Origin of the sequence: Rhodococcus sp. IEGM 1318 (assembly GCF_033142465.1) — a bacterium.
Taxonomy (GTDB): Bacteria; Actinomycetota; Actinomycetes; order Mycobacteriales; family Mycobacteriaceae; genus Rhodococcus_F; species Rhodococcus_F qingshengii_B.
Window position 1 is genome coordinate 178,056 of sequence record NZ_JAWLSC010000007.1, and the last position, 21,320, is coordinate 199,375.

Consider the following 21,320-nt stretch of genomic DNA (forward strand, 5'->3'; position numbering starts at 1 on the left):
CGGGCCGAACCGGGCAGGGGGGCGCGCGAGCGCTCGGACGGCCAGCCATCACGCGGGCCTGTACCGAGCGGCGAACGACTCGGCTTCGAGCACGTACCAGCCGTTGGGGCCGCGCACCAACCAGTCACCCTGGCACAGGGTCATCGACTGACCATCGACCTCGAGGCCGATCGACTCCAACGTCGTGAACACACCGGAGTGCCGATGCCGGCGAACGATCGGAACGCCGACCCACTGCTCGATCGGTCGCACGGCCACCGTCGAGGAGAACTGAAGAGCCGTCACCTCGAACGGCACCGACACGAACTTGCTTGCAGCGCTCACTGATTCCTCCTACGACGAGAACGGTTGATGTCGACCGCCCACATCGGCGGCGTGCAACTCGGACGCGGCAACGCCCGCTCCTGCGGAGTACTCGGCGCCTCCGGAACTTCTGCGAGCACAACGCCTCCCGGAAGGCTGACGCGTATGTGCGTCTCGTCGATGATCTCCAGATTCGGGCGTGCGCCGCAGAACCCGACGACGTTGAGCCGAGACTCATGCGTCACCGGCGCCGGATCGCCCCACGACACACGAATCGGCGGCACCCCGGACCACCACTCCGGATCACGCCAATCATCCGGCGGCGGCGGGGACGACCACATACCTTCCGGGTAGAGCGCCTCGATATTCCTTCTCAGAATCTCGCGCACCAGAGCCTCCCAGCCCCCGCTGCGCGCAGCAATGAGGTGTCGCAAGAGATCAGGTGATTCGTGCGAGATTTGATCACGAGAAGTGTGCGCAGCTGGTGAAGTCTCCTCCGTGGACTCGACGTCACGGCTGGTCCGATATCTAATCCACGGCGGCGTCGTAGGGGTTACCCCGAGATACCGGTACTGTCGCATCGCCTCGATCTGATTTGGTGTGGCCCACGGCCCGATGAAATCCGAGCCCGGGCACAGCACCGGTGAATCGTCTTCGGCGTGCTTGTAATTCACATCGAATTTGCCGTACTGGCGCATCCGTTCGATCCGCATGGTGATCGCCAGACCATGCCAGTCACGGTTGCAGTGCGGGCATCCGGGGAAGTCCGGATCGTCGAAGTCGTAGCCGGTTTCCGGTTCGCCGCCGTCGAGCTGTTCGTCGACGAGCGCATCGATGCGGTCGAGTAGCGATCTCGTTGTGTCGGTCATCGCATGTTCCTCCGGCGCGAGTGGGCCGGGTCGATCGCCCACATCGGTGGGGTCGGCTTCGGCTGTGACCCTGCGAGAGCGTCGGTGAACGATTCGAGGTTGCGTGCGAACTGCTGCCCGGCTTCGACGAGTACTTCGGCGAAGTCTCCGAACGCCGTCCGCATGTTGCGAAACGCGCGGGTGAGATCGCGTCGCAGGATGTAGTCGCTGACGTCGGGAAGCCCTAGCAGGGCGCGCATCTCGTCGTACGGGATCTCACTCACGGAGTCTGGGGTGACCTGGCTTTCGACAGGGACGGACAAGTACTCCTCGGCAGTCACGCGGTACGTGCGCTCTGGCACGCGTGCGGGCCAGGTGATCACAGAATCGCCGTCTGTCACCTCGTGATGCCCGTCGTGCACCACTCGGGTGCAGCGCGCATCGTCCAGATAGTGCGTGCAGCGAGGAAGGCTGCCTAGGCCTTTGCGACGCAAGGCCTCGTGCCGTGCTCGCGCGTTCTCTGGTCCGAGTGCCATGTCACACCGCCTCGTATGTCTGCGTGAAAGTACTTGTGTTACAGAAACTGACCGTCTCTCCGTCTTTGATGATCCAGTCACCTTCGTCGACCCGGGCAGGGCCGTCCGCAGAGGCGATCACCAGGAACGAGGGTGCGGTCTCGGGGTACACATTCCCGTTGCTTCGGTCGTACTCGCGCTTGTAGCGCAGATGATGCTCATAGCCACGTGGGACGAACAGCGTGCCAGGCAACCATGTTTGGATCTCGATAGCGCTCGACCATCCGGTGAACTTCACAGCCTCGACGTCGACCGGCTTTTTGCGAAACGTCTTCACGGTCACCGTGCGCTCCTTCGTGCGGCGAGTTTTTCGAGGGGGCCGATCAGTCCGTCGATGGCGATGAACACAGCGAAGCTGGTGCCGATCGCAGCGAGCGAGCATGCGGTGAAGAGTGCGGCGAGTTGTGTTCTGGTCATTGACTTCTCCCGGCGGCGAGGCGCTTGGCGAGGTCGAGGACCTTCGCTCCGAAGCCTTCACGGATGGCTTCGAGTGGGGTGAAGTTGTAGGTGCGTGGGTTGGCGACGGTCATCCAGAGTTCGATGCCGGCTGGGGTGTAGGTTCCGGCGAGGGCTTCGCGGGTTTCCTTCTCGCAGATCAGCTTCTCGATGTTCACTCTGCTGCCTCGAATTCTTCTGGCCAGAAACCGATTCCGAGTCTCCGTGTGAGGAATTGCCGCTCCGGTGCAGCCTGCTGCTCGGCGCGGAGGCGGTCCATGAGGATACGCCCAGGGTTCGCGCGCGCCCACTGCTCGGGGTCGTTCTGATCGATGACGAGTTGGCCTCGTCGTGAACGGTCCGGATCGTTGAAGGGATGACGGGTGTCGTCGGCGGAGTACTCGATCCAGCACAGCCCGGGGTCACGTCCCGTCAGGGCTGTACGGCGGGTCTTGGTGAAGACGTGGCCATGCTTGTGAACCTGTTTGTCGACAGCATTTCCGAGCATCCACAGCTGTGAATTGCCGCTGTGCATAAGTATCGGGAGGGCGCCGGCATAGGCGTCCTCGGGCAGGAACTCTGCATGATCGAAGACGAGAACATCGGCGGCGTGTCCGCGGGCCGCCCGTGACGTTCGAGCAACGTAGTGGATGACGCCGCCGTTCTTCATCTCGATGCGCTGCTCGCCGTTCCCGGTGTAGACCCGCTCGACGGTCCCGCGAAGAAAGTTCGACCCCATGAGAATGTCGGCCAGCTGCCTCTGAGCGTCCCGTGCGAGTTTGAATTCTGCTGCGGTGTGCACGATCCGGCGGTTCGAGAACAGCAGGAGCTCGTACAGTTCGCGGGCGAGCGTGATGTGCTCACGGTCGTTTTGGTCTGGGCACAGAATCCCGACGCGGGGCGCTGCCCAGTTGTCGAGGACTGTGCCCATCGCGGCGGTGAGGGTATCTCGCTGCCACTGGTCGAGGTCGAGACCGGATGCAGCCGCGAGAGCGATGGCATTCTCACCTTCGCTGTGCGAGTGCAGCGGCACGTGCTTGATTCGCGGGCCGTACGTGTCGGGGCGGGGTGCATAAGTTGTTGAGACCATTGGTGTCACCTTCGGTGAGGGTGGAGCGGGAGTGCGAACTGTCCTTCGACTTCCTGATGCGGCGCGGCTTCCTTGCCAGCGACCCACTGCCAGATCTGGATCCGGCGGTCGGGCGGGAGGCCGTGCCACCAGTCATCTGCGACGGTGGCGCTCGACATCGGTCAGTCGTTCTGAGACTGGACGGCGTCGACGAGGGTGGCCTCGACGTCGGACCACTCGTAGCCGAACTTCTCGGACAGCTCGTTGCACCAGTCGATCGAGTCCGGCCATGTCCAGCCGCTGGCTCGTTTGAGGCTGAGGTCAGCGAAGTCGCGTTCGACGACGCGGAGCAGGATCGCGAGCTGATTGATCGTTAGGCGTCCGATCGCCTGCTCGACGCGTTCGCGGACTTTCGCGAGGCGGTCGTCGTCGTCTTCGTCGCCGCCCCACACCGGCGGCTTGACGGCCAGGAGCGCGGCAACGAGGTCGACGTCGTCCGGATCCTCGTCGAACCGGACGGCGATCATCTGCGTGAGGCAGGAGTGCGCGAGATCCTTCTCGCCCGCTGTGACTGCCTTACTGAGGTGTTCACGGCGGACGGTGTGCGCGATGGCGAGGTCTGCCTCCAACTTGGCGCGGGCGATACGGTCCGCTTCGGCGTCGCGGCTGGTGCGCTCGTCTGCGAGGTTTGTGACCTTGCCGCCGGGGGTGTCTGCGGGGACGAGACGCATCCACCGCATCCGCGAGATCGCCGATGCAGATCCGTGCGCCCAGAAGTAGAACGCGAGATCGTCGGGCTTGGCGTCCGCGGGGCGGTCATCGGTCGGACCGACCCACTTGAGAGCGTTCCCGTTGGCGGCTGCTTCGTCGACGATGCGCTGGCACTCGTCCTTGTCGTACTCGGAGATGCCTTCGGCGAGCAGCTGGGCGCGGATCTTCGCTGCTTCCTTCTGGAATGCGCGTTCGATTTTCGCCTGCTTGAGTGCCCACTCAAAGTTATTGGTACCGATGTAGTTCGCGATCCGCTCGTACGCTTCCTTGTCGTCGGCGAATCCCTCGAGCGCGATGGCGTCCTCGAGTGAGAGCTGCTTGTCGATGACCTTGTTGCGGATCGAGTCCGACGCGGACGCCACCTTCACCCGGTCACGGATGGTTTTCTGTGCGCGGCCGGTGGTTTCGGCGATCTCCTTGTACGGAATGTTCAGATCCAACAGGGATTGATACGCATCGCCCTCTTCGATCGGATCGAGCGCGAGATGCTGAAGGTTTTCCACCAGCATCGCCTCGATCTGCTTGGCGTCGGTGTCGAGATCGGCGCGGACCACGCATGGCACCGTCTTGAGGCCGGCGCGTTTGGCGGCTGCGGCGCGGCGGTGCCCCGCGATCAGCGTGTAGGTGCCGGCCTTCTTCGCGGGGGCGACGACGAGCGGCTGCAGAACGCCCTGCGCTTTGATCGAGTCCGTCAGCTCGACGAGCCCACCGACGCTGCGGCGAACGTTCTTCGCGTGCGGCTTCACAGCGGTCATGGTGAGCAGCTCGAAACGAGGTGCTGCGGTGTCGGTGTCAGATGTGTTGGTGGTCATCGGAATCGTCTCCTCGACGGTCGAGTGGATGGGCGGGAGAAAGCGGAACGCAGATGCGCGGGCATCGGATTGAGTGGGCGGTTCGCCAGGCAGGTGTCGGCGTGCATCACGTAGAGCTGCTCTGCGTTCGCGAGGGCGGTGTGCAGTGCAGTGCCGCGGAGCACTTCGCCGTAGACGACTTCCTCACCGTGCTCGGTGATGAAGTGCTTGCGGATAGTGCCTTGCCTCGGGTCCGGGTACAGATCCAGTGGCATCGATCGACCGGTCGCTGTCGAGCGGGCGAACGTGATCTTCGCGTCGCAGCCCTTCTTGTTGCACGTCGACGCCATCAGTCCTCCCTGCCCGGAGGATTCGGGAGGTCGCCGCCAGCGATACGAGCGACGACCGCAGCGAGTGCGCCAGCGAGATCGAGTGCTGTCTTCGTATCCAGGTACGGCACAACGTGAACCGTGATCTCACCGCTCTCGTTGGCGGTGATCGAGGCGAGTTCACTCTCCGACTGCCACACGATCCGCGGCCCTGCCGGCAGTGTGCGAACTTCGCCGTAACCGTGGGCTTGGATCGTGCTGTGGCCGGAGTGGATTTGCAGCGGCGGGAGGCTCAGCACTGCGACGTTGTATCCGAGAGCGAGAGACAGGGCTCGCTTGTCATCCTCGTCGAGAGCGTGGTCGGCGTCAGCGAGAAGCGTTGGCGCTGTGATCGGTTCGGCGTTATCCATCAGTGGCTTTCCTTCTTGACGTAGGCGGCGCGAGCGACGGGCTCACATCGGGTGCAGACTCCGGTCTTCAACGAAACCGGCAGTGACTCACTCCGTCTCGCACAGACGACGCACTCGACGTACACGGCGTGAGTGATCGGCGGCTGGATGATCGACGGCCGCGGATCGGCGAGATCGATCCGGATCGGCTGGCCGTGCGGGTCCGTGTTCATCGGAGCACCTGCTCGTCGAGCTTCTGCCCGGGGCGGGCGGTCTTGTTGTAGAGCCGAACGAGGACCTTCGCAACGAGCACAGCGAGCGTTCCCTTCTCGAACTCCCGGAGGGACTGCGCCTGTGACTTCGACTGTCGCGGAGTGACTTCCTCCATCGCATCGCCCAAGCGGCCGGAGTTGAAGATCGGCGATACCTGATAGGTGTCGATGACGATCGCGACGCCGTGCACGATCGAGCCTTCGAGAGAGTCGATGTGCACGCCCCATGTATCGACGATCAACGAGAGGGTGTCCGAGAGAAGGTGCCCGTCGCCGTCCTTGTCGAAGATCACTTCGAGTGCGGTGATGCATCGCAGGTTTCCGGTCTTCGCATTCGGATCGATCACCAGGTTGTGGCGTGCGGCGATCTCGTCGATCTTCGCGAGCGTCGGGTCACCTGCGGCGCGGCGCGCTTTCCACCGATCCCAGTTCGTGAGGCTCTTCGTCTTGCGATCGATGTCGTCGAACAGTTTCGCCTCACCCGCCACGGTCAGCCCGCGGTGCACGTTCACGACGAGGTGCATCTCGGGGTCGACCAACGATGCTGCTGCCCAACGATGCTGACCGTTGACGATGGCGTAGCGAGGCATCACATCCTCGCCGCGATCGGAGACGTCGAGCACACCGGCGAGAGCCGGGTTCCAATCGCGAGACATATCCTTCGCTCGCAGCTTCTGGCACGGCCGCTGGTACGTCTCGTCGACGAACATCAACCGGGCGGGCACAGCCGCGATGTACGGATTCGACGGCTCGGTCATGCTGGCCACCGCCCCGCACGGAGTCCGTCGAGGATCTCCGCGTGCCCGCCGGCAGCGGCCGCGAGCGTCGGGTACGACTGCGCCCACACCGGGCGCTGCTGCCCGTGCTCATCATTGCAGCCGCGCATCGGGAGCAGTCGGGTGGTGAAGAGATCGCCGCCCGCCCAACGGTGCCCGATCCACAACGTGGTCACGAGTACTCGTCCGCCGTCGATGGTGGCGTAATCGTTTCCCACAGTGGAGTAGTCACGATCGCTTAGCAGTCCGGCCCACTCTTCGAGGGTGATCGGCTCACCATCGCGATTGAACTTCTGAATCTCGGCGAACTCGCTCGACACGTGAGTTCGGGCGAGCTGCTCGACAACATGATTCGTCTCGGCGATCTGCTGCTCCAGCGGCGCGTCTGAGAACTTGTCGTTGACCGCCAGCCACGTCACAGGACACCGGCCTGGTCCAGGACGCTCAAGCCGCGCAGGATAATCCACGTCGAGACGACAGCACCGGAGAACCTCGCCGCGAACAGAACCCTGTCCGCGATCGTCGTCGTTGTCGCGTCGAGGTACCGCTTCCACCCCGGATCGGTGTCGATCGGCTCCGACTCAGAAGCGTCGAACCACACCAGATCCGGATGCTGGTCAGTTGAAATCCACATGGTTGTCCTTAAGAAAGGGGGGAAGGTGGCGAACCACCTGAGCGGCGGTCCGGAGAAGTGAGGGGGGTGGTGCCGATGGTGGTGGCAGCCGATGGCGGCTCAAGGGGGAAGGCCACCACCACCGGAGATCAGGGTTTCTGCCGAAGTTCGAAGACATGCAGGATGAGCCTGGCCATCTGGTGCCATGACTCGCCCTGGCGATGAAGCTCTGCGAGGTAGTCGCCGATCTGCCGAGTCATGGCCTGCCGAGTCGCGGCGTCGTCGGCTGCGGTGTGCTCTGCGGTGTGTGCTTGCATGCCGTCGTGCCGGAACAATCCCGGACCGGCGAAAGCGTCAGTGGCGTCAGTCACGGGGGCTGCTGTTTCAACCCCCGTGACCTCGCCCTCTCCTACGCTGTGAGCGCCAGCATCACGAACAGAAGGAGAATTACCGTGGGTTTCTATACCGCCAGCGAGGACGCGAAGAAGGCTCAGCACCACGCCATGCAGGGCTACGCTCTCGCCAAGGACGAGGGTGTCCGAAACTTGTCCCTCGCCGTTCAGCACCTTGCGAAGTCCGTCGAAGAACTCGCGTTGCAGCTTCATCGCAACGAGTAGATCGGGGCCGAGTTCGCCGAGCGCTTCAACGTGGGCGAGAATCTCGCCCTGCCGAATCTCGGCGGACTTCCACTCGTCGCGGGTCATTGGGTTGGTTCCACGGCGATGATTCGCGAGTCTGCCGGCTTCGTCCCAGGCCGCGCGTAATCGAAGCATCATCGTTCTGCCCCGCGCACCGCGGACGGATTCCAGTCTGGCCTGTTGATGCGTTCCAGCATTTCCCTGGCGGCGGTCGACGTTGCGGCGCTCGCGGGGATGACGCCACCCCGGAATACCGTGCGCGGGACAGGGACTTCGAGGTCGAGCTGCTGCTCGAACTTGACTGTCGCTGCCGCGAGACGCTGATCGAGGGTGTGGTAAGTGATGGCCCACTCGACGAGCATCTTCTCCTCATCCTCGAGACCGAGACGGTTCACGTGGCGGACCACTCGATCGAGTGCGTGCATCAAGTCTTTGTGGAGTCGGCGGCGAGCGTTGAGTCCTGGGTTGGGCTTGCGGGTGCTGTCGCCGGTGGGGGTGAGCTGGTCGGGCCGGAAGAATTTCGGCGGTCCGGTGAGTGGTTCTGTCGTAGACTCCGGCATGACTCTTTCCTTTCGTGGGTAGGTCACCGCCCGTCCGGTGGTAGGACACCGGGCGGGCATTTTCGTGGGTCGGGCTTGGGCGAAGACGTAGGCTCGTCACCCATGACTTCGTGGACCGCTGAAAAACTGGAAGATGCACCGGACAAGTACCGGATCACCAACTCGTATGGGTCTCGCCTCGTGATGGTGGCGATCGCGCCGAATCCGGGAGCGCTCGCGCGTGTTGTCGGGGCGAAGATCGACGCTCACACGCTGGATTCCCCTGTCGATGCGGGCGCCCACTTCGACGTGATCATCAAGGGCGGCGGAATTCGGGTGACCGCAACCGATCCCGGTGTCAAGCATGTGTATTGGGATTTCGATCCGAGCTGACGAGGTCGCAGGTTTCGGCGTCCCACTCCCTGACAACACTGTCGCCGTCGTCGGACACGTAGTTGCCGGCTTCGGTTCGTGAGATCTGACGCTCACCGTTTGCGTTCATCAGCACTGCTCCTTTCGGGGTAGTCACCGCCCGTCCGGTGGTAGGACACCGGGCGGGCATTTTCGTGGGGTCAGGCAGTGATTTCGTTGCCAGCTGAGATCTCGGGGTACCAGCCACGGACGGACTCGCGGCTCACGATGACGCCCGTCCGTTCACGGATGTCGTCAGCGATCGACTGCCAACTACTTCCGGACTTTCTGGACGAGACAACCAAAGCCCGCAACGACTTTCCTTTGAGATGCGCCTCGATCAGACGCTGAGTTGCTGTGGCCATGCCGAAAACTTGCCACACAAACTTTGAATTGGCAACATGCAATTACATCGCTGTAACGCGCTTTCCCTGGTGGCATCGCCAAAAGGTTTGCAACTTGGTTTGACTTGATGGCATACTCAGCGCCATGACTGCTGCAACGAACCACTCATGGAGGCCGTCCGATTCGCTCGCCAACCGGTTTCGTTTGGTGCGTGCAGACCTGGGCCTCACCCAGAAAGAGTTCGGTGATCTCGTCGACATCCCGGCGCATCAGATCCAGACGATCGAGGACGGTAAAGCTGGCCGTCACCTCGACGTGAAGGTGAAGAAGATCGCCCTAGCGCTCGGCGTGGATCGCGACTGGCTGATGTGGGGCGGGTCGCTCGGTGAAGGCCCGACCAACCGCGGCCCCGATGGAGGGGAATCCGGAGCGGATCAGAGACCTCCTCATGGATAGGTAATCTAAACGGGGATCAGTCCGGCGCAGGCATCGGACCCGACCGAAGTGACATCGACCTCAGCAGGGAGTTTCTCAATGATCAGTGCGATGGCGGACACACAGTCGTCGTCGGCATTGCGAGAGACCATCGCCAGGTTGGCGCCGGGTACCGCGTTGCGAGACGGGCTCGAACGCATACTTCGCGGTCGTACCGGCGCGCTGATCGTCCTCGGATACGACGAGGAGATGGAAGCGCTGTGTGACGGCGGATTCAATCTCGACGTGGAGTTCGCCCCGACTCGCTTGCGTGAACTCTCGAAGATGGACGGCGCGGTCGTCCTCTCGACCGACGGCACACGCATCGTGCGTGCCAATGTCCAACTCGTTCCCGATCACAAGATTCCCACCGTCGAATCCGGTACCAGGCACCGCGCCGCCGAGCGCACGGCGATTCAAACCGGCTATCCCGTGGTCTCGGTCAGCCAGTCGATGTCGATCGTCAGTGTGTACGTCGGCGGTATCCGGCATGTCATCGACGGATCGGCCACCATACTTTCGCGTGCCAACCAGGCCGTCGCCACGCTCGAACGATACAAAGCGCGACTCGACGAAGTGACACGGCAACTGTCGGTCGTCGAGATCGAGGATTTCGTGACCCTGCGCGACGCGTTGACAGTCGTGCAGCGGCTCGAAATGGTTCGCCGTGTGTCGATCGAGATCGAGCAGGACGTTCTCGAGCTCGGCACCGACGGTCGCCAGCTTGCATTGCAGCTCGAGGAACTGGTCGGCGACAACGACATTGCACGTCAACTGATCGTTCGGGACTACCTTGCCGGCCCCGAACCCATCGGCACCTCGGCGATGGACACCGTCCTCGTCGCACTCGATCGCGTCACCGACGCCGACCTCCTCGATCTCACGACTCTTGCGCGGGTTCTCGGTTATCCGGGCACGATCGAAGCACTCGACACTCCGATGACCCCTCGCGGATACCGCGTACTGATGCGTGTACCTCGATTGCAGTTCCATCAGATCCACCGGTTGGTCGGATCCTTCGGCACTCTCCAGTCGCTGCTGGCCGCTACGGCTGCCGATCTGCAGTCGGTCGAGGGCATCGGCGGGCTGTGGGCCCGTCACATACGGGAGGGACTTTCCCGGCTCGCGGAGACGTCGATCACCGGATCGTTCAACTAGCGGGCCCGGTCAGGCTCGCTCTCACGCGATGTTGAACGGCTCCGGGGAGCTTCGCAATGCGCCGAGCTGACCGACAACCGTGTACGCGCCTGCGCCCACCGGATTGCGCTCGGGATTCTGCGCGGTCGCGCACTCGGGGTTCGACGTCGTGGCCGACCAGGCGACTTTGAACGCGGCTTGCTCACCCGGAGCGAGATTGCGCACGTCGGCAGCGGGCTGTGGGTAGCAGTCGACGTTGGACCACAGACGGGTCTTGCCGTCGATGCTGTAGACGAGCACCTGCTGAAGGCCGCCCGCCAGATCTCGATCACAGGGTGCCGACCCGATATTGGTGATGACGATCGTGAACGACGGCTCTTCGCCGGGAGCAAAGGTCGCCTTGTCTGCGGTTGCCTTGACCGCCAGCGAAGAGTCGGCGCACTGACCGGCCGGGACCGGGGCCCCGGTGGTCGACGAAGACGACGACGACGAAGATCCCGAAGCCTGCGTGCCCGAGCCGCCCGAACCTCCGGCAGCACCGCCACCCGAGCCACCGCCACCGTCCGGTGCGTTGGATCCGGAGGGGTTGGGGGTGAAGGAGACGTCTGTTGTCAGCGAGGAACTCGCAGCGGCCGAATCGGCCTCCGGGGTATCACTTCCACCGCCGAAGAGGGCGGACGCCGCCCAGATGATCAACGCCAGCGCAATAACGGCGGCACCAATGGCCAGCGCCCGGCGACGCCAGTAGATCTCAGGGGGCAGTGGTCCATTCGGTTCCAACACGGACTCAACGGTAGTTGGCTCAGGGTCGACTAACCGTCAGCTGAGACGGCGTGTCGGTACCCATTGTCCGGCACCAGGGATCACTGCCCCGGAAGATCTAACCCTCGACGCTCTCGCCGATGTCGCCGACAGCGCCCTGAACACGCATGTGACCGTCGGACAATGTGTACGTGACGCCGACGATCGCGCACGCACCCTTGTCCACCTTGTCGGCGATGATCCGGGACCTCTGCATGATCAACGAGCCGGTCTCCACGACGTGACGACCTTCGAGTTCGTCGACGGTGGACAAGCCTTCGTTGCGGCCCATCAGGATGGACGGAGCAACACGCTCGACCACGCTGCGAATGAAGCCGTCGGGAACCGCACCCTTGTCCAGGGCGTCGAGCGTTGCCTTCACGGCACCGCAACCGTCGTGACCGAGGACGACGATGAGCGGCACGTTGAGCACGTGAACGGCGTACTCGATCGAACCGAGAACCGAATCGTCGAGTACATGACCGGCCGTACGCACGACGAACATGTCGCCGAGGCCCTGGTCGAAGATGATCTCGGCGGCTACGCGCGAATCACCGCAACCGAACAGCACCGCTGTGGGGTGCTGCCCGTCGACGAGTTTCGCGCGGTCGGCGATTCCCTGGCTGGGATGGATGGATGCGTCGTTGACAAATCGCTCGTTGCCTTCGCGAAGAGACTTCCAAGCGGAAATGGGGCTTGATCGTGGCATTCACTCATTGTGCACCCGCTGCATTTCGGACTCTCGCCGGGAAGGTTGCGTAGACGCAAACGAAAGTTCCGCGTCGACATTCACACCTTGTGATGAAGCAGCCGAATTGGAACTTACTTCAGAGTCAGTTTCCTGATACCGTCTCCGAACGTGACCTGGAGCACTTCTAGCTTCCGAGTGTGATCTAAGAAACCCGACCAGAACGATTCGGCCGGAAAGGGGGGATGGCGTGAGCACCGAACTTGGAAAAACCGGGGACGCAACACCTGCCTCCCCCGCCAAGACGAACATGTTCTCGAACCTGCTCTCCGAGATCGGACTGCTGTTCACCTTCACCGTTCGCGTATGCGTTGCTGCGGTCACGACCCTGCGACGCAGGCGCCTCGCCTGGCGTGAAGCGCTCGACCAGATGTGGTTTCTCGCCCACGTCACCTCCGTCGCGTCTGCTCTGGTGATGATTCCCCTCGGTGTGGGAGTGGCGCTGCAGATCGGTGCGCTGGCAGATCAAATCGGCGCGGGTGCGTACAGCGGTGCCGTGGTCGCGTTCCTCATCATCGGACAGGCCGGGCCTCTGGTGTGCGCCCTGATCATTGCCGGCGTCGGTGGTTCTGCGATCTGCGCAGACTTGGGCGCGCGAACGATCCGCGAGGAAATCGATGCGCTCGAAGTACTAGGTCTACCCGTGCTCGAACGCCTGGTCGTGCCCCGGATGATCGCGATCGCGATCGTCTGCCTCCTACTGAATTCGATAGTTCTCGTAATCGGTTTGGGTGCAAGTCTCTTCGTTCACGTCCTGATACTCGACGGTAACGCACAGAGCTTCCTACGCAATCTCGTCCAATTCAGTCAACCCAGCGACTTCGTCGTCTCCGGCATCAAAGCCGTTGCCTTTGCTCTCATCTCGGGAATCGTGGCCTGCTACAAGGGCTTGACCGTCAAGCGTGGAGCCCAAGGCGTCGGCGATGCCGTCAACGAGACCGTGGTGCTCTCGTTTGTCCTCGTGTTCGTCGCCAACCTCGCGATCACCCAGTTCTACCCGCTGTTCGTCTCGGTGAAAGGTGCCTATTGATGCACCTTCCCATCGCAATTCGTGCCAAGCGGGTCAGTTCGCGCACCGTCGACGGATTGAGTCGACTCGGCGATCAGTTCACCTTCCACGCGCGCGTGATCACCTCGATTCCGGCAACCCTCAAGCGCTACTGGCGTGAAGTTGCCCGTCTGGTTGCACAGGTGGCATTCGGTTCGGGCACCCTGCTCGCCGGCGGCGGCAGCGTCGTCGTCATCTTCGCGATCTCGTTCTTCGCCGGTTCCCAGATCGGCCTCGAGGGTTACCGCGGGCTCAACCTCGTCGGCCTCGCTCCACTGTCGGGGGTGATGTCCGCCATCGCGAACACTCGCGAGGTCGCACCGCTCGTTGCCGCAATCACCTTGGCAGCCAAAGTCGGAACCGGATTCACCGCGCAACTCGGCGCCATGCGGATCTCCGAGGAAATCGACGCTCTCGAGGTCATGGCGATTCCCTCACTCCGGTATCTGGTCACCACCCGAATGATCGCGGCACTCATCGCGGTGGTCCCGCTGTACCTCGTCGGCCTGTTTGCCTCGTATATGGCAACGGCGCTTGCGGTGATCCGGGTCAAAGGTCAGTCCGAGGGAACGTACGGGTACTACTTCAGTCTTTTTCTCTCTCCCAACGACATCTGGTTGTCCTTGATAAAAGTCATGGTGTTCGCGGTCGTCGTGACCCTCGTGCACTGCTACTACGGCTACACCGCGACGGGTGGACCTGAAGGCGTCGGCCGAGCAGCCGGGCGAGCGCTGCGCACCAGCATCGTCTTCCTGGCCTTCACCGACGTCGCCATGACCATCGCGCTGTGGGGACTCAAACCTCAGGTACCCGGGTTGACCGGATGATCGTCACCGGCACCAGTCGAATTGCGTTGTCACTGCGTGGTTTACTTGCGGTCGCCGCGCTGATCGTCGCCTATGTCTTCTTGTTCAGCAGAGGTACGGACACGTTCAGTTCCGCACCGCAGGTCAGTGCCGTCGTCCCCGCCAGCGCCGGTGCGCTGCGAGTCGGATCCTCGGTTCAGTACCGCGGCGTCGTCGTCGGTTCGGTGGCCGACATCGAGCCGGGCACCACCGCGTCCACCGTCTCACTCGCAATCGACGAGGGTGCGTTCGAGGACATACCGTCGACAAGCCAGGTGCGGCTGATGCCCCGCAACATCTTCGGCGACTTCTTCGTAGACCTGATTCAACCCGACGGACTCTCCCGTGGCCCTGCTCTCGCGCCGGGTACGGAGTTGGTCTCGGATCAGTCCGAGGTCGCGGTCCAGCTCTACCAATCGATCTCGCGGATCTACTCGCTCGTTTCTTCCCTCGACCCCGCCGACATCAACGTCGCGCTCACGGCAGTCTCGGACGCGATGAGCGGCAAGGGAAACCAGATCGGTGAATCTCTCGATTCCGTTCACCACGCGTTGGTCGGTGCGCAGCCGGTCATCGACGGGCTCGGTGACGACCTCGACGACATCGCCACCCTCGCCGACAGTCTCTCGTCGAGTGCGCCGGACATTCTCGCCGCATTCGAGAACTCCATCACCACATCCAAAACCGTCGTCGAGAAATCCGACGGATTGGCGTCGCTTCTGCGAGCCGGTACCAGCACGGGTTCTGCTGCCGCGACTGTGATCGGTGACAATCGTGACCGCATGATCACAGTGATCGACGACTCCGATTCCCTCACCGGCGCAATCACTTCACGACCCGACCACATCACCACCTTCTACACCGGCTTGCGCAATCTCACGATCAAGCTTCCGCCGGCGTTGGCGCAGGGCCCATGGCTGAGCACCGACCTGCGCCTGTCCGTCACAGATCTGTACCCGTACGGCAAAACCGACTGCCCACAATACGACGCGGCCCGCGGCCCCAACTGCCCTGCCGCCGCAGCCGCGTTCGGTGGAACAGTCGGACCGGTCGGCAGTCCCGTCGAACAGTCGCTGATCGCAGCTCTCACTCAGGGCGGTACAGCGTTGGACACTCTGGTGGCCGGGCCGGTACTTCGTGGCACGACGGTGGTGGGCGAATGAGCGTGAAGAAGTCTCTGATCAGATTCGGAGTGTTTGCTGCACTGTCGATTCTGGCCACCGTGATCGTGGTGAGCACCCTGATCAACCCCGTCTCCGGGCCGAGTTCGCAGTACCAGGCCGTCTTCGTCAATGCCTCCGGTCTGGTCACGGGCAGCGACGTACAGATCGCCGGGGTCCGAGTCGGGCGCGTCGAGAGCGTCGAGTTGGTGAACAATCAAGCCGTCGTCGGCTTCCAACTCGAATCCACACAACGCATTCCGACCGACGGTCGAGCAGTGGTGAGGTATGCGGATCTGTTGGGGGCGCGGACGATTTCAATCGAATCAGACCCAGACGAACGAGCAACCGGCAACTACATCTCCCCCGGGGCCACCATTCCGGTGGAACAGACTCAGCCGGCGATCGACCTCACCGACATCCTCGGCGACTTCCGACCACTGTTCGACGCACTCGACCCCGCAGAAGTCAACGAGCTTGCCGGACACATCGTCCAGGTATTCCAAGGACAAGGTTCCACCATCGAAAGCCTGCTCGAGCGCACAGTTGCCGTCACCGAGAACTTGACGTCCCGCGACGCAATCCTGGACCAGCTACTGACCAACCTCGACCGGGTACTGACCGTCACCACGACGAATCGACCCAACTTCGTCGAGATGATCAACACCCTCGACACACTGGTGGGCGGTTTGGCACAGGACCGCCAACATATCTCGGCCGCAGTGGATTCCGCAGGTGCCCTGACCTCTTCCCTTCAGGACTTGGTCACGCGGGTCGAGCCTGACTTGACGGGAACACTGACTTCCATCGATCAGTCGGCCCGCGCCGTCGTCGACAATCGAGACTCGCTCGCGACAGGTATCACCGCCTTCGATCAACTGTTCTCCCAGTTGGGAATCGCAATGAGCTACGGCAGTTGGGCGAACATCTACATCTGCAACTTCCAACTCAGTGCATTGGGCCAATCGGTGTCACTGGGTGGTCCTGAGCGCTCGGCGGTATGTCGATGAACTGGCTCACCGTCAAGAACCCGGTCCGCAACGGAATCATCTGCATTCTCGTCGGAGTCGGTGTCGTCCTGGCCGCACTTGTTGTCCCTCAACTGATCTTGAAGGTCAAAACCAACGAGTATCACGCCGTATTTGCCAACGCCACCGGGTTGACGCAGGACGATACGGTCAACGTCGCAGGAGTTCCGAGCGGGGTAGTCATCTCGTTGGCGGTCAGTGGCAACTCCGTTGACGTCACTTTCCGACTCGACGACGGCGTCAGTCTCGGCAAAGACTCGCGTGCGGACATCAAGATCTCGACTCTGCTCGGCCGACGCTCGCTCGACATCACTCCGAACGGATCGCGCTCGTTGCCCGCAGGTTCGACCATCCCCATCACGAACACCAGTGTTCCGTTCACTCTCGACGATCTCGGACGCAGCGCACAATCCACGTCGGAAAACCTTGATCTGCAACAACTGCGAAACATGCTGACCGTGGTCTCCGACAACTCACCGAACGATCCCGAACTCATCCGCCGCTCACTCGAGGGAATCGACGCACTCTCCGGGGTCGTCAACGACAACGACAATGCACTGCGCTCCCTTCTCACCGGGGCGCAGCAGACCACGACAACCCTCATCGAGCAGAAGGACACTCTGCACACCCTTCTGGGAAACGCAGATCTGGTGATGGCCACGATCGCCGACCGACGGGACGTGTTGAACGCCCTTGTACAAGACCTGAATCAGTTGAGTACCACCATTGCCCAGTTCCTCGGTGACAACCAGGCTTTGGTCGACTCGGTCATGGGAGACATCCACGAGGTGACGGGAGTTCTGTCCGAGAACGAACAATCGCTGACCACGCTGCTCGACAACTTCGCGCCCAGCGTCCGCTACGTCACCAACGCGACCGGCAACGGCAACTGGCTCGATCTCAACTCACCCTCCACGCTCATCCCGGACAACTGGTTGTGCGTCGTAGGGCTTGTTCAGGGGTGCCGATGACCATGACCGTCAAGAAACTCGCTGTCCTGGCCGCAATAGTGATCTGCGCGATCGGCGCTATCCTGTTCGTCACGCGTGACGAGCACCGACTCACTCTCACTGCCGAATTCACCTCCACCGATGCCATCTTCACCGGCAACACGGTGACAATTCTGGGAGTTCCCAGTGGGAGAGTCGAGAGCGTCACACCGGACGGGCCCCGGGTACGGGTGACCCTGAGCCTGCCACCCGGAACACGCGTGCCAGCCGACGCGCAGGCCTGGGTCCTCTCTCCCTCGGTCATCAGTGACCGCACAATCGAACTCGGCCCCGGCTACGAAGACGGTGAGTTCCTTACCAACGGCGCCGTGATCCCTCTCGCACGCACTCACTCTCCTCTGACGTGGGACCAGCTCACTGCTTCGGTGAACGAACTGACGGTCGCGCTCGGCCCCGGCGCCGACGGCGGTGGGATCGGCGACCTCATCGGAGAAGGCGCCCACGCGGTGCACGGCAACGGGCAAGCATTTCACGATGCCGTGCAGTCCATCTCACAGGCAAGCTCGGTGCTGGCGGGTGCAAGTCCTGACATCTCCGAGCTGGTGAAGAACCTGAACACCATTGTGCAGTTGATCGCGGACAACCAGACCCAGGTCGATTCGCTGTCGAACTCGGTGACAGTGACCGCCCGCGCGTTCAGTGAACAACGCGAAGACATCAGCGGGGCGCTCGATTCCTTGACCACGTTGCTCGGACAGGTCTCGTCGCTACTCGCCGAACACGGCGAGACAGTCACCGCCGACCTGGGTGCGCTCGCACAGTTGACCGGAGCAGTAGCGACCAAGCAGGACCAACTGCGCGAGATCATCGAAACGGCACCAACGGGATTCGAGAACGTGGCCAACCTCGTCACCGAAGACGGCAGAGCACGCGGCCGCTTGGACATCGCCACCGATCTCTCACAGTTCGACACGACGCGAGCACTGTGCGAGAAGATGCCGATTCCACTGTGCACCGGGCCGGGAATCGTCAATCCGATCGAATTCCCTTCCGCAGGCAGTTCCGAGTTGGCACGCATCTTGGGTGGAGGCAACTGATGGCGTCGAACAGGTCCGTGACGAGCATTGTTGTGGCACTTGCCATCGCAGCACCATTGACCGGCTGCAGTCTCAATTTCCAGCATCTCCCCCTCGGGCGCGGGCTGCCAGGACAGTCGTACCCGTTGAACATGGAATTCGCTGACGCGTCACTACTTCCCGTCGGCGGCGAGGTACGGATCGGGCAGGCCGTGGTCGGCAAAGTCACCTCGATGAGCGCGGAAACCTTTGCCGCCGTCGTCCATACCGACATCGAGTCCGACATCGAACTACCCATCGGAACCCGCGCCCGAATCGAGCTGTCCACCCCGATCGGCGATGCATTCGTCAACCTCGAAGTTCCGGCCGATGCGGCCGGACCCATCCTCGAACCAGGTTCCACCATCAAGCGATCGGAGACCGTGCGCGGGCCCGACGTCGCACAACTACTCGGCGCCGTCGGAACTCTGTTGAACGGCAGTGGGTTGGCTCAGGTCAAGAACATCGTCAGCGAGGCTGATCAGATTCTCGACGGCAGGGACGAGACGATCCGCGATCTGCTTGCACGCCTCGATGGTTTTCTCGGAACACTCGAAAACCGAAAGGAATCGATCAACTCGGCCCTGGACTCACTGAATCGGCTCAGCACTCTGATCGGTGACGAGAGCGCCACCATCGACGAAGGGTTGCGCGCACTCACCCCTGCCTTGGGTGTCGTCTCCGACCAACGGCAACCACTGCTGGATCTTCTCGATGAGACCGACAGACTCAGTACCGCAACCAATTCCGTACTCGATCAGTCGGCCGACCAGATTTCCGACATCACCGATCGACTCTCACCCATCCTCGACCAGTTCTCGGCGATGGAGCCGACACTGGGTGAGACGATGGCCAACCTGGACAACGCGAGAGTGCTCCTCGAACGCGCCAGCCCAGGTGACTACGTGAACATCGACCTCGACGTCGATCTCGAGGGAACCGTGACCGGAGTGCTCAACGAGATCATTCCCGGTGCCGCACCGCCACTGCCACCTCGGCCGGCCTCCGACCGGGAGCTGCCGATCACGACACCCCTGCAAGGAGGCACACGATGAAGAACCGAACTGTCTATTTCGAAATCGTCGCCTTTCTCCTCATCGCGGTGGTCAGCACTACGTACGTGCTCCGACAAGTAGGTGCTGGAGATCCCTTCACCGGAACATTGTCGGTCACCGTCGAATTGGAGAACGCAGCCGGAATCGCTCCGGGTTCGGAAGTGGCCTATCGCGGAGTCACCGTCGGCGACGTCGAGTCGGTGGAGGTGGACTCTGCCCGGGACCTCGTCGTGATGACGTTGAGCATCGCCGCCGACCAACAGATCCCCAACGATTCGCATGTGGCCATCAGCCAGGACACCGCCGTTCCGGTAGTGAAAGTTCAGTTGTCCTCGCAGACCGACGGCGGCCCGTATCTGGTTGAAGGTTCGGTTGTTCCGACTGAGCGCACTTCGATCCCGGTCGCGTTGGGAACCGTGATTGCGAATTTCAACGCTGCTGCCGACACCGTCGATCCGGCAGACCTGCGAACCCTCTCGCACGAACTCGGTGAGGGATTGAACGGATTGGGTCCGGATCTGCAGGCGCTCGTCGACAACTTCGACGTACTCGCGCGCACTGTCCGAGCCGATCAACCGCAAGTCAACACACTCGTACAGAATTCGCGTTCACTCTTCGCCGCGAACGAAGACAACGTCGACGCTCTTCCCGAAGTTGCACTCACACTTCGCCAATTGACAGATCAGGTACGAAACTCCGATCCGCAACTGCGCACACTCCTAGATCGAAGCCCGAGCGTTCTCGACAATCAGCTACTCCCTCTCATCGAGCAGAGCCGTGAACCGTTCAGTCTGCTGTTGGCCAATTCCCTCGTCTCCACGCAGATCGTCACCGCACGGATGCCTGCCGTCGACGCCCTGTTGGTGGTGGTCCCGAAAGGCTTCGAGAAGTTCGGAAGCATCGTCAAAGACGGACGCGCGCAACTTGATCTGATCACAGCACTCGGTCCGGTCTGCCTCTACGACACACCCCGGCGATCGGTACAGGACACCTCACCGACCACAATCGACAAGAACCAACACTGCACGGACCAGTCGGGCCGCATCCAGAACCGAGGTTCGCAGAACATCCCCACCGGAACCGGAGCAAACACTGGAACGATCGACGGGGTCGCTGAATACGATCCTGCCGTCGGCACAGTCGCTACGGGTGGCGGATCATCGATTCGTCTGGGCCTCAACGGTGGTCAGAACACCGTTCTCGGCGACAACTCGTTTGCCGCACTACTAGTACAAGGAACGCAATGACCGAGCCATCCGAACCCCAAACCTCCGCAATCGTCGACAAGCCCACACGCCTTCGCAAGCAGAGCATGCTGATCGCTGCCGGAGTCCTGGTCGTGGTCGCTGCACTCGGATGGGGTGCATTCGCGACCTGGCAGAAATCCGTCGACGATGACGCCCGCACCAGCGCATTGGAGAGCGGGCGGCAATTCGCCACCGACCTCGCGACCTACAACTTCGGGAATCTCGATCAGAATCTCTCCGTGGTGCGCGACAACTCCGTCGGAGAGTTCGCCGGCCAATACGCCCAGGTGGCAGCCAACCTGCAGAACATGATCGTGCAGTATCAAGCGACCTCGTCCGCGCAGATCATCTCGGCCGGGCTGGCGAGCAGTGACCGCGACAACGCCGAAGTACTCGTTTTCCTCGATCAAACGATCACCAACACCAACTCCCCCGATCCGAGGATCGACCGCAACCGCATGCAACTTTCGCTGGTCCGCGAGGACGGCGAGTGGAAACTGAGCAACGTGCAGTTGTTGTAACCCGGAGGTCTGGCGTCACATACAGCCGTGTCGGCGCCTGCCGATAAAGTGGCCTCCACAAGTCGACGTGTCCTTCGTCGGCCGGGA

33 protein-coding genes are annotated in these 21,320 nt (G+C 62.2%); 13 read left to right on the top strand and 20 right to left on the bottom strand.

Going from position 1 to position 21,320, the window contains the following annotated elements; translation table 11 throughout:
* Positions 1-48: 48 nt before the first annotated feature.
* The 15 genes from R4P65_RS18070 to R4P65_RS18140 form a co-directional block, all read right to left on the bottom strand.
* The gene (locus tag R4P65_RS18070; RefSeq protein ID WP_317827556.1) at positions 49-324 is read right to left on the bottom strand and encodes a hypothetical protein; all 276 of its coding nucleotides are present in this window, start codon (positions 322-324) and stop codon (positions 49-51) included.
* The gene (locus R4P65_RS18075; protein ID WP_317827557.1) at positions 321-1,172 is read right to left on the bottom strand and encodes a hypothetical protein; all 852 of its coding nucleotides are present in this window, start codon (positions 1,170-1,172) and stop codon (positions 321-323) included. Before R4P65_RS18075 ends, R4P65_RS18070 begins: the two co-directional genes overlap by 4 nt.
* Positions 1,169-1,687 carry a hypothetical protein gene (locus R4P65_RS18080; RefSeq protein ID WP_317827558.1) on the bottom strand — a complete coding sequence of 173 codons (519 nt, stop codon included), beginning with the start codon at positions 1,685-1,687 and terminating at the stop codon, positions 1,169-1,171. The genes R4P65_RS18075 and R4P65_RS18080 overlap by 4 nt, the downstream gene beginning before the upstream one ends.
* 1 nt (position 1,688) lies before the next feature.
* Positions 1,689-2,009, bottom strand: a complete 321-nt coding sequence (locus R4P65_RS18085) for a hypothetical protein (protein ID WP_317827559.1) — start codon at positions 2,007-2,009, stop codon at positions 1,689-1,691.
* Positions 2,006-2,143: a hypothetical protein gene (locus R4P65_RS18090; protein ID WP_317827560.1), complete on the bottom strand. Its 138-nt coding sequence runs from the start codon at positions 2,141-2,143 to the stop codon at positions 2,006-2,008. Before R4P65_RS18090 ends, R4P65_RS18085 begins: the two co-directional genes overlap by 4 nt.
* Entirely contained in the window at positions 2,140-2,340 is a 201-nt protein-coding gene (locus R4P65_RS18095) for a hypothetical protein (protein WP_317827561.1), read from the bottom strand. The genes R4P65_RS18090 and R4P65_RS18095 overlap by 4 nt, the downstream gene beginning before the upstream one ends.
* The gene (locus R4P65_RS18100) at positions 2,337-3,251 is read right to left on the bottom strand and encodes a hypothetical protein (protein ID WP_317827562.1); all 915 of its coding nucleotides are present in this window, start codon (positions 3,249-3,251) and stop codon (positions 2,337-2,339) included. Before R4P65_RS18100 ends, R4P65_RS18095 begins: the two co-directional genes overlap by 4 nt.
* A 161-nt stretch (positions 3,252-3,412) precedes the next feature.
* Positions 3,413-4,813: a ParB/RepB/Spo0J family partition protein gene (locus R4P65_RS18105; protein WP_317827563.1), complete on the bottom strand. Its 1,401-nt coding sequence runs from the start codon at positions 4,811-4,813 to the stop codon at positions 3,413-3,415.
* The gene (locus R4P65_RS18110) at positions 4,810-5,142 is read right to left on the bottom strand and encodes a hypothetical protein (protein ID WP_317827564.1); all 333 of its coding nucleotides are present in this window, start codon (positions 5,140-5,142) and stop codon (positions 4,810-4,812) included. The genes R4P65_RS18105 and R4P65_RS18110 overlap by 4 nt, the downstream gene beginning before the upstream one ends.
* Entirely contained in the window at positions 5,142-5,531 is a 390-nt protein-coding gene (locus tag R4P65_RS18115) for a hypothetical protein (RefSeq protein ID WP_317827565.1), read from the bottom strand. The genes R4P65_RS18110 and R4P65_RS18115 overlap by 1 nt, the downstream gene beginning before the upstream one ends.
* A complete protein-coding gene (locus R4P65_RS18120) occupies positions 5,531-5,743 on the bottom strand; it encodes a hypothetical protein (RefSeq protein WP_317827566.1) in 213 nt (70 codons plus the stop codon). The genes R4P65_RS18115 and R4P65_RS18120 overlap by 1 nt, the downstream gene beginning before the upstream one ends.
* Entirely contained in the window at positions 5,740-6,540 is an 801-nt protein-coding gene (locus R4P65_RS18125) for a DUF6551 family protein (protein ID WP_317827567.1), read from the bottom strand. The genes R4P65_RS18120 and R4P65_RS18125 overlap by 4 nt, the downstream gene beginning before the upstream one ends.
* Positions 6,537-6,977 carry a hypothetical protein gene (locus tag R4P65_RS18130; RefSeq protein WP_317827568.1) on the bottom strand — a complete coding sequence of 147 codons (441 nt, stop codon included), beginning with the start codon at positions 6,975-6,977 and terminating at the stop codon, positions 6,537-6,539. Before R4P65_RS18130 ends, R4P65_RS18125 begins: the two co-directional genes overlap by 4 nt.
* Positions 6,974-7,192: a hypothetical protein gene (locus tag R4P65_RS18135; protein ID WP_317827569.1), complete on the bottom strand. Its 219-nt coding sequence runs from the start codon at positions 7,190-7,192 to the stop codon at positions 6,974-6,976. Before R4P65_RS18135 ends, R4P65_RS18130 begins: the two co-directional genes overlap by 4 nt.
* Positions 7,193-7,320: 128 nt before the next feature.
* Entirely contained in the window at positions 7,321-7,542 is a 222-nt protein-coding gene (locus R4P65_RS18140; RefSeq protein ID WP_317827570.1) for a hypothetical protein, read from the bottom strand.
* A gap of 81 nt (positions 7,543-7,623) precedes the next feature.
* On the opposite strand from R4P65_RS18140, the gene R4P65_RS18145 reads away from it, so the two are divergent.
* Positions 7,624-7,788, top strand: a complete 165-nt coding sequence (locus tag R4P65_RS18145) for a hypothetical protein (protein ID WP_317827571.1) — start codon at positions 7,624-7,626, stop codon at positions 7,786-7,788.
* Between the two features lie 155 nt (positions 7,789-7,943).
* On the opposite strand, the gene R4P65_RS18150 is transcribed toward R4P65_RS18145, so the two are convergent.
* On the bottom strand, positions 7,944-8,369 hold the full coding sequence (locus R4P65_RS18150; protein WP_317827572.1) for a hypothetical protein: 426 nt from the start codon (positions 8,367-8,369) through the stop codon (positions 7,944-7,946).
* Positions 8,370-8,471: 102 nt separating this feature from the next.
* Here R4P65_RS18150 and R4P65_RS18155 point away from each other — a divergent pair, with 102 nt between their 5' ends.
* Positions 8,472-8,741 (top strand): hypothetical protein, encoded by a 270-nt coding sequence (locus tag R4P65_RS18155; protein WP_317827573.1) that lies wholly within the window; start codon positions 8,472-8,474, stop codon positions 8,739-8,741.
* Here R4P65_RS18155 and R4P65_RS18160 read toward each other — a convergent pair.
* Both R4P65_RS18160 and R4P65_RS18165 read right to left on the bottom strand, forming a co-directional pair.
* The gene (locus R4P65_RS18160) at positions 8,707-8,850 is read right to left on the bottom strand and encodes a hypothetical protein (RefSeq protein ID WP_317827574.1); all 144 of its coding nucleotides are present in this window, start codon (positions 8,848-8,850) and stop codon (positions 8,707-8,709) included. The genes R4P65_RS18155 and R4P65_RS18160 overlap by 35 nt on opposite strands.
* A gap of 70 nt (positions 8,851-8,920) precedes the next feature.
* Positions 8,921-9,124: a hypothetical protein gene (locus R4P65_RS18165; protein ID WP_317827575.1), complete on the bottom strand. Its 204-nt coding sequence runs from the start codon at positions 9,122-9,124 to the stop codon at positions 8,921-8,923.
* Between the two features lie 124 nt (positions 9,125-9,248).
* Here R4P65_RS18165 and R4P65_RS18170 point away from each other — a divergent pair, with 124 nt between their 5' ends.
* Both R4P65_RS18170 and disA read left to right on the top strand, forming a co-directional pair.
* Positions 9,249-9,560 carry a helix-turn-helix transcriptional regulator gene (locus R4P65_RS18170; protein WP_317827576.1) on the top strand — a complete coding sequence of 104 codons (312 nt, stop codon included), beginning with the start codon at positions 9,249-9,251 and terminating at the stop codon, positions 9,558-9,560.
* A gap of 90 nt (positions 9,561-9,650) precedes the next feature.
* Positions 9,651-10,736: a DNA integrity scanning diadenylate cyclase DisA gene (gene disA, locus R4P65_RS18175; RefSeq protein ID WP_317827577.1), complete on the top strand. Its 1,086-nt coding sequence runs from the start codon at positions 9,651-9,653 to the stop codon at positions 10,734-10,736.
* Positions 10,737-10,757: 21 nt separating this feature from the next.
* On the opposite strand, the gene R4P65_RS18180 is transcribed toward disA, so the two are convergent.
* Together R4P65_RS18180 and R4P65_RS18185 are read right to left on the bottom strand one after the other, a co-directional pair.
* On the bottom strand, positions 10,758-11,498 hold the full coding sequence (locus R4P65_RS18180) for a DUF4232 domain-containing protein (RefSeq protein WP_317827578.1): 741 nt from the start codon (positions 11,496-11,498) through the stop codon (positions 10,758-10,760).
* A 97-nt stretch (positions 11,499-11,595) separates the two neighbouring features.
* Positions 11,596-12,225 (bottom strand): carbonic anhydrase, encoded by a 630-nt coding sequence (locus tag R4P65_RS18185; protein ID WP_124568919.1) that lies wholly within the window; start codon positions 12,223-12,225, stop codon positions 11,596-11,598.
* A gap of 229 nt (positions 12,226-12,454) precedes the next feature.
* Here R4P65_RS18185 and R4P65_RS18190 point away from each other — a divergent pair, with 229 nt between their 5' ends.
* From R4P65_RS18190 to R4P65_RS18230, 9 genes are read left to right on the top strand one after another with little or no spacing between them, the layout of a single operon-like run.
* Positions 12,455-13,294 (top strand): MlaE family ABC transporter permease, encoded by an 840-nt coding sequence (locus tag R4P65_RS18190; RefSeq protein WP_317827579.1) that lies wholly within the window; start codon positions 12,455-12,457, stop codon positions 13,292-13,294.
* Entirely contained in the window at positions 13,294-14,139 is an 846-nt protein-coding gene (locus tag R4P65_RS18195) for an MlaE family ABC transporter permease (RefSeq protein WP_095970882.1), read from the top strand. The genes R4P65_RS18190 and R4P65_RS18195 overlap by 1 nt, the downstream gene beginning before the upstream one ends.
* Positions 14,100-15,320, top strand: coding sequence for an MCE family protein (locus R4P65_RS18200; protein ID WP_317827580.1), 1,221 nt, complete (start codon positions 14,100-14,102; stop codon positions 15,318-15,320). Before R4P65_RS18195 ends, R4P65_RS18200 begins: the two co-directional genes overlap by 40 nt.
* Positions 15,317-16,327, top strand: a complete 1,011-nt coding sequence (locus R4P65_RS18205; protein WP_317827582.1) for an MlaD family protein — start codon at positions 15,317-15,319, stop codon at positions 16,325-16,327. Before R4P65_RS18200 ends, R4P65_RS18205 begins: the two co-directional genes overlap by 4 nt.
* On the top strand, positions 16,324-17,316 hold the full coding sequence (locus R4P65_RS18210; protein WP_317827583.1) for an MCE family protein: 993 nt from the start codon (positions 16,324-16,326) through the stop codon (positions 17,314-17,316). The genes R4P65_RS18205 and R4P65_RS18210 overlap by 4 nt, the downstream gene beginning before the upstream one ends.
* Entirely contained in the window at positions 17,313-18,392 is a 1,080-nt protein-coding gene (locus tag R4P65_RS18215; protein ID WP_317827584.1) for an MCE family protein, read from the top strand. The genes R4P65_RS18210 and R4P65_RS18215 overlap by 4 nt, the downstream gene beginning before the upstream one ends.
* A complete protein-coding gene (locus R4P65_RS18220) occupies positions 18,392-19,465 on the top strand; it encodes an MCE family protein (protein ID WP_317827585.1) in 1,074 nt (357 codons plus the stop codon). The genes R4P65_RS18215 and R4P65_RS18220 overlap by 1 nt, the downstream gene beginning before the upstream one ends.
* Complete coding sequence (locus R4P65_RS18225; protein WP_317827586.1) at positions 19,462-20,712, top strand: MlaD family protein; 1,251 nt, start codon at positions 19,462-19,464, stop codon at positions 20,710-20,712. Before R4P65_RS18220 ends, R4P65_RS18225 begins: the two co-directional genes overlap by 4 nt.
* A complete protein-coding gene (locus R4P65_RS18230; RefSeq protein ID WP_230816699.1) occupies positions 20,709-21,233 on the top strand; it encodes a hypothetical protein in 525 nt (174 codons plus the stop codon). The genes R4P65_RS18225 and R4P65_RS18230 overlap by 4 nt, the downstream gene beginning before the upstream one ends.
* The last annotated feature ends 87 nt before the right edge of the window (positions 21,234-21,320 follow it).

Bases quoted from the DNA above. Each gene is read 5' to 3' on its own strand.
- R4P65_RS18075 (WP_317827557.1), bottom strand. From the start codon at position 1,172: ATGACCGACACAACGAGATCGCTACTCGACCGCATCGATGCGCTCGTC.
- R4P65_RS18080 (WP_317827558.1), bottom strand. From the start codon at position 1,687: ATGGCACTCGGACCAGAGAACGCGCGAGCACGGCACGAGGCCTTGCGT.
- R4P65_RS18090 (WP_317827560.1), bottom strand. From the start codon at position 2,143: ATGACCAGAACACAACTCGCCGCACTCTTCACCGCATGCTCGCTCGCT.
- R4P65_RS18100 (WP_317827562.1), bottom strand. From the start codon at position 3,251: ATGGTCTCAACAACTTATGCACCCCGCCCCGACACGTACGGCCCGCGA.
- R4P65_RS18105 (WP_317827563.1), bottom strand. From the start codon at position 4,813: ATGACCACCAACACATCTGACACCGACACCGCAGCACCTCGTTTCGAG.
- R4P65_RS18110 (WP_317827564.1), bottom strand. From the start codon at position 5,142: ATGGCGTCGACGTGCAACAAGAAGGGCTGCGACGCGAAGATCACGTTC.
- R4P65_RS18115 (WP_317827565.1), bottom strand. From the start codon at position 5,531: ATGGATAACGCCGAACCGATCACAGCGCCAACGCTTCTCGCTGACGCC.
- R4P65_RS18120 (WP_317827566.1), bottom strand. From the start codon at position 5,743: ATGAACACGGACCCGCACGGCCAGCCGATCCGGATCGATCTCGCCGAT.
- R4P65_RS18125 (WP_317827567.1), bottom strand. From the start codon at position 6,540: ATGACCGAGCCGTCGAATCCGTACATCGCGGCTGTGCCCGCCCGGTTG.
- R4P65_RS18135 (WP_317827569.1), bottom strand. From the start codon at position 7,192: ATGTGGATTTCAACTGACCAGCATCCGGATCTGGTGTGGTTCGACGCT.
- R4P65_RS18150 (WP_317827572.1), bottom strand. From the start codon at position 8,369: ATGCCGGAGTCTACGACAGAACCACTCACCGGACCGCCGAAATTCTTC.
- R4P65_RS18155 (WP_317827573.1), top strand. From the start codon at position 8,472: ATGACTTCGTGGACCGCTGAAAAACTGGAAGATGCACCGGACAAGTAC.
- R4P65_RS18160 (WP_317827574.1), bottom strand. From the start codon at position 8,850: ATGAACGCAAACGGTGAGCGTCAGATCTCACGAACCGAAGCCGGCAAC.
- R4P65_RS18165 (WP_317827575.1), bottom strand. From the start codon at position 9,124: ATGGCCACAGCAACTCAGCGTCTGATCGAGGCGCATCTCAAAGGAAAG.
- R4P65_RS18170 (WP_317827576.1), top strand. From the start codon at position 9,249: ATGACTGCTGCAACGAACCACTCATGGAGGCCGTCCGATTCGCTCGCC.
- disA (WP_317827577.1), top strand. From the start codon at position 9,651: ATGGCGGACACACAGTCGTCGTCGGCATTGCGAGAGACCATCGCCAGG.
- R4P65_RS18185 (WP_124568919.1), bottom strand. From the start codon at position 12,225: ATGCCACGATCAAGCCCCATTTCCGCTTGGAAGTCTCTTCGCGAAGGC.
- R4P65_RS18195 (WP_095970882.1), top strand. From the start codon at position 13,294: ATGCACCTTCCCATCGCAATTCGTGCCAAGCGGGTCAGTTCGCGCACC.
- R4P65_RS18205 (WP_317827582.1), top strand. From the start codon at position 15,317: ATGAGCGTGAAGAAGTCTCTGATCAGATTCGGAGTGTTTGCTGCACTG.
- R4P65_RS18210 (WP_317827583.1), top strand. From the start codon at position 16,324: ATGAACTGGCTCACCGTCAAGAACCCGGTCCGCAACGGAATCATCTGC.
- R4P65_RS18215 (WP_317827584.1), top strand. From the start codon at position 17,313: ATGACCATGACCGTCAAGAAACTCGCTGTCCTGGCCGCAATAGTGATC.
- R4P65_RS18220 (WP_317827585.1), top strand. From the start codon at position 18,392: ATGGCGTCGAACAGGTCCGTGACGAGCATTGTTGTGGCACTTGCCATC.
- R4P65_RS18225 (WP_317827586.1), top strand. From the start codon at position 19,462: ATGAAGAACCGAACTGTCTATTTCGAAATCGTCGCCTTTCTCCTCATC.
- R4P65_RS18230 (WP_230816699.1), top strand. From the start codon at position 20,709: ATGACCGAGCCATCCGAACCCCAAACCTCCGCAATCGTCGACAAGCCC.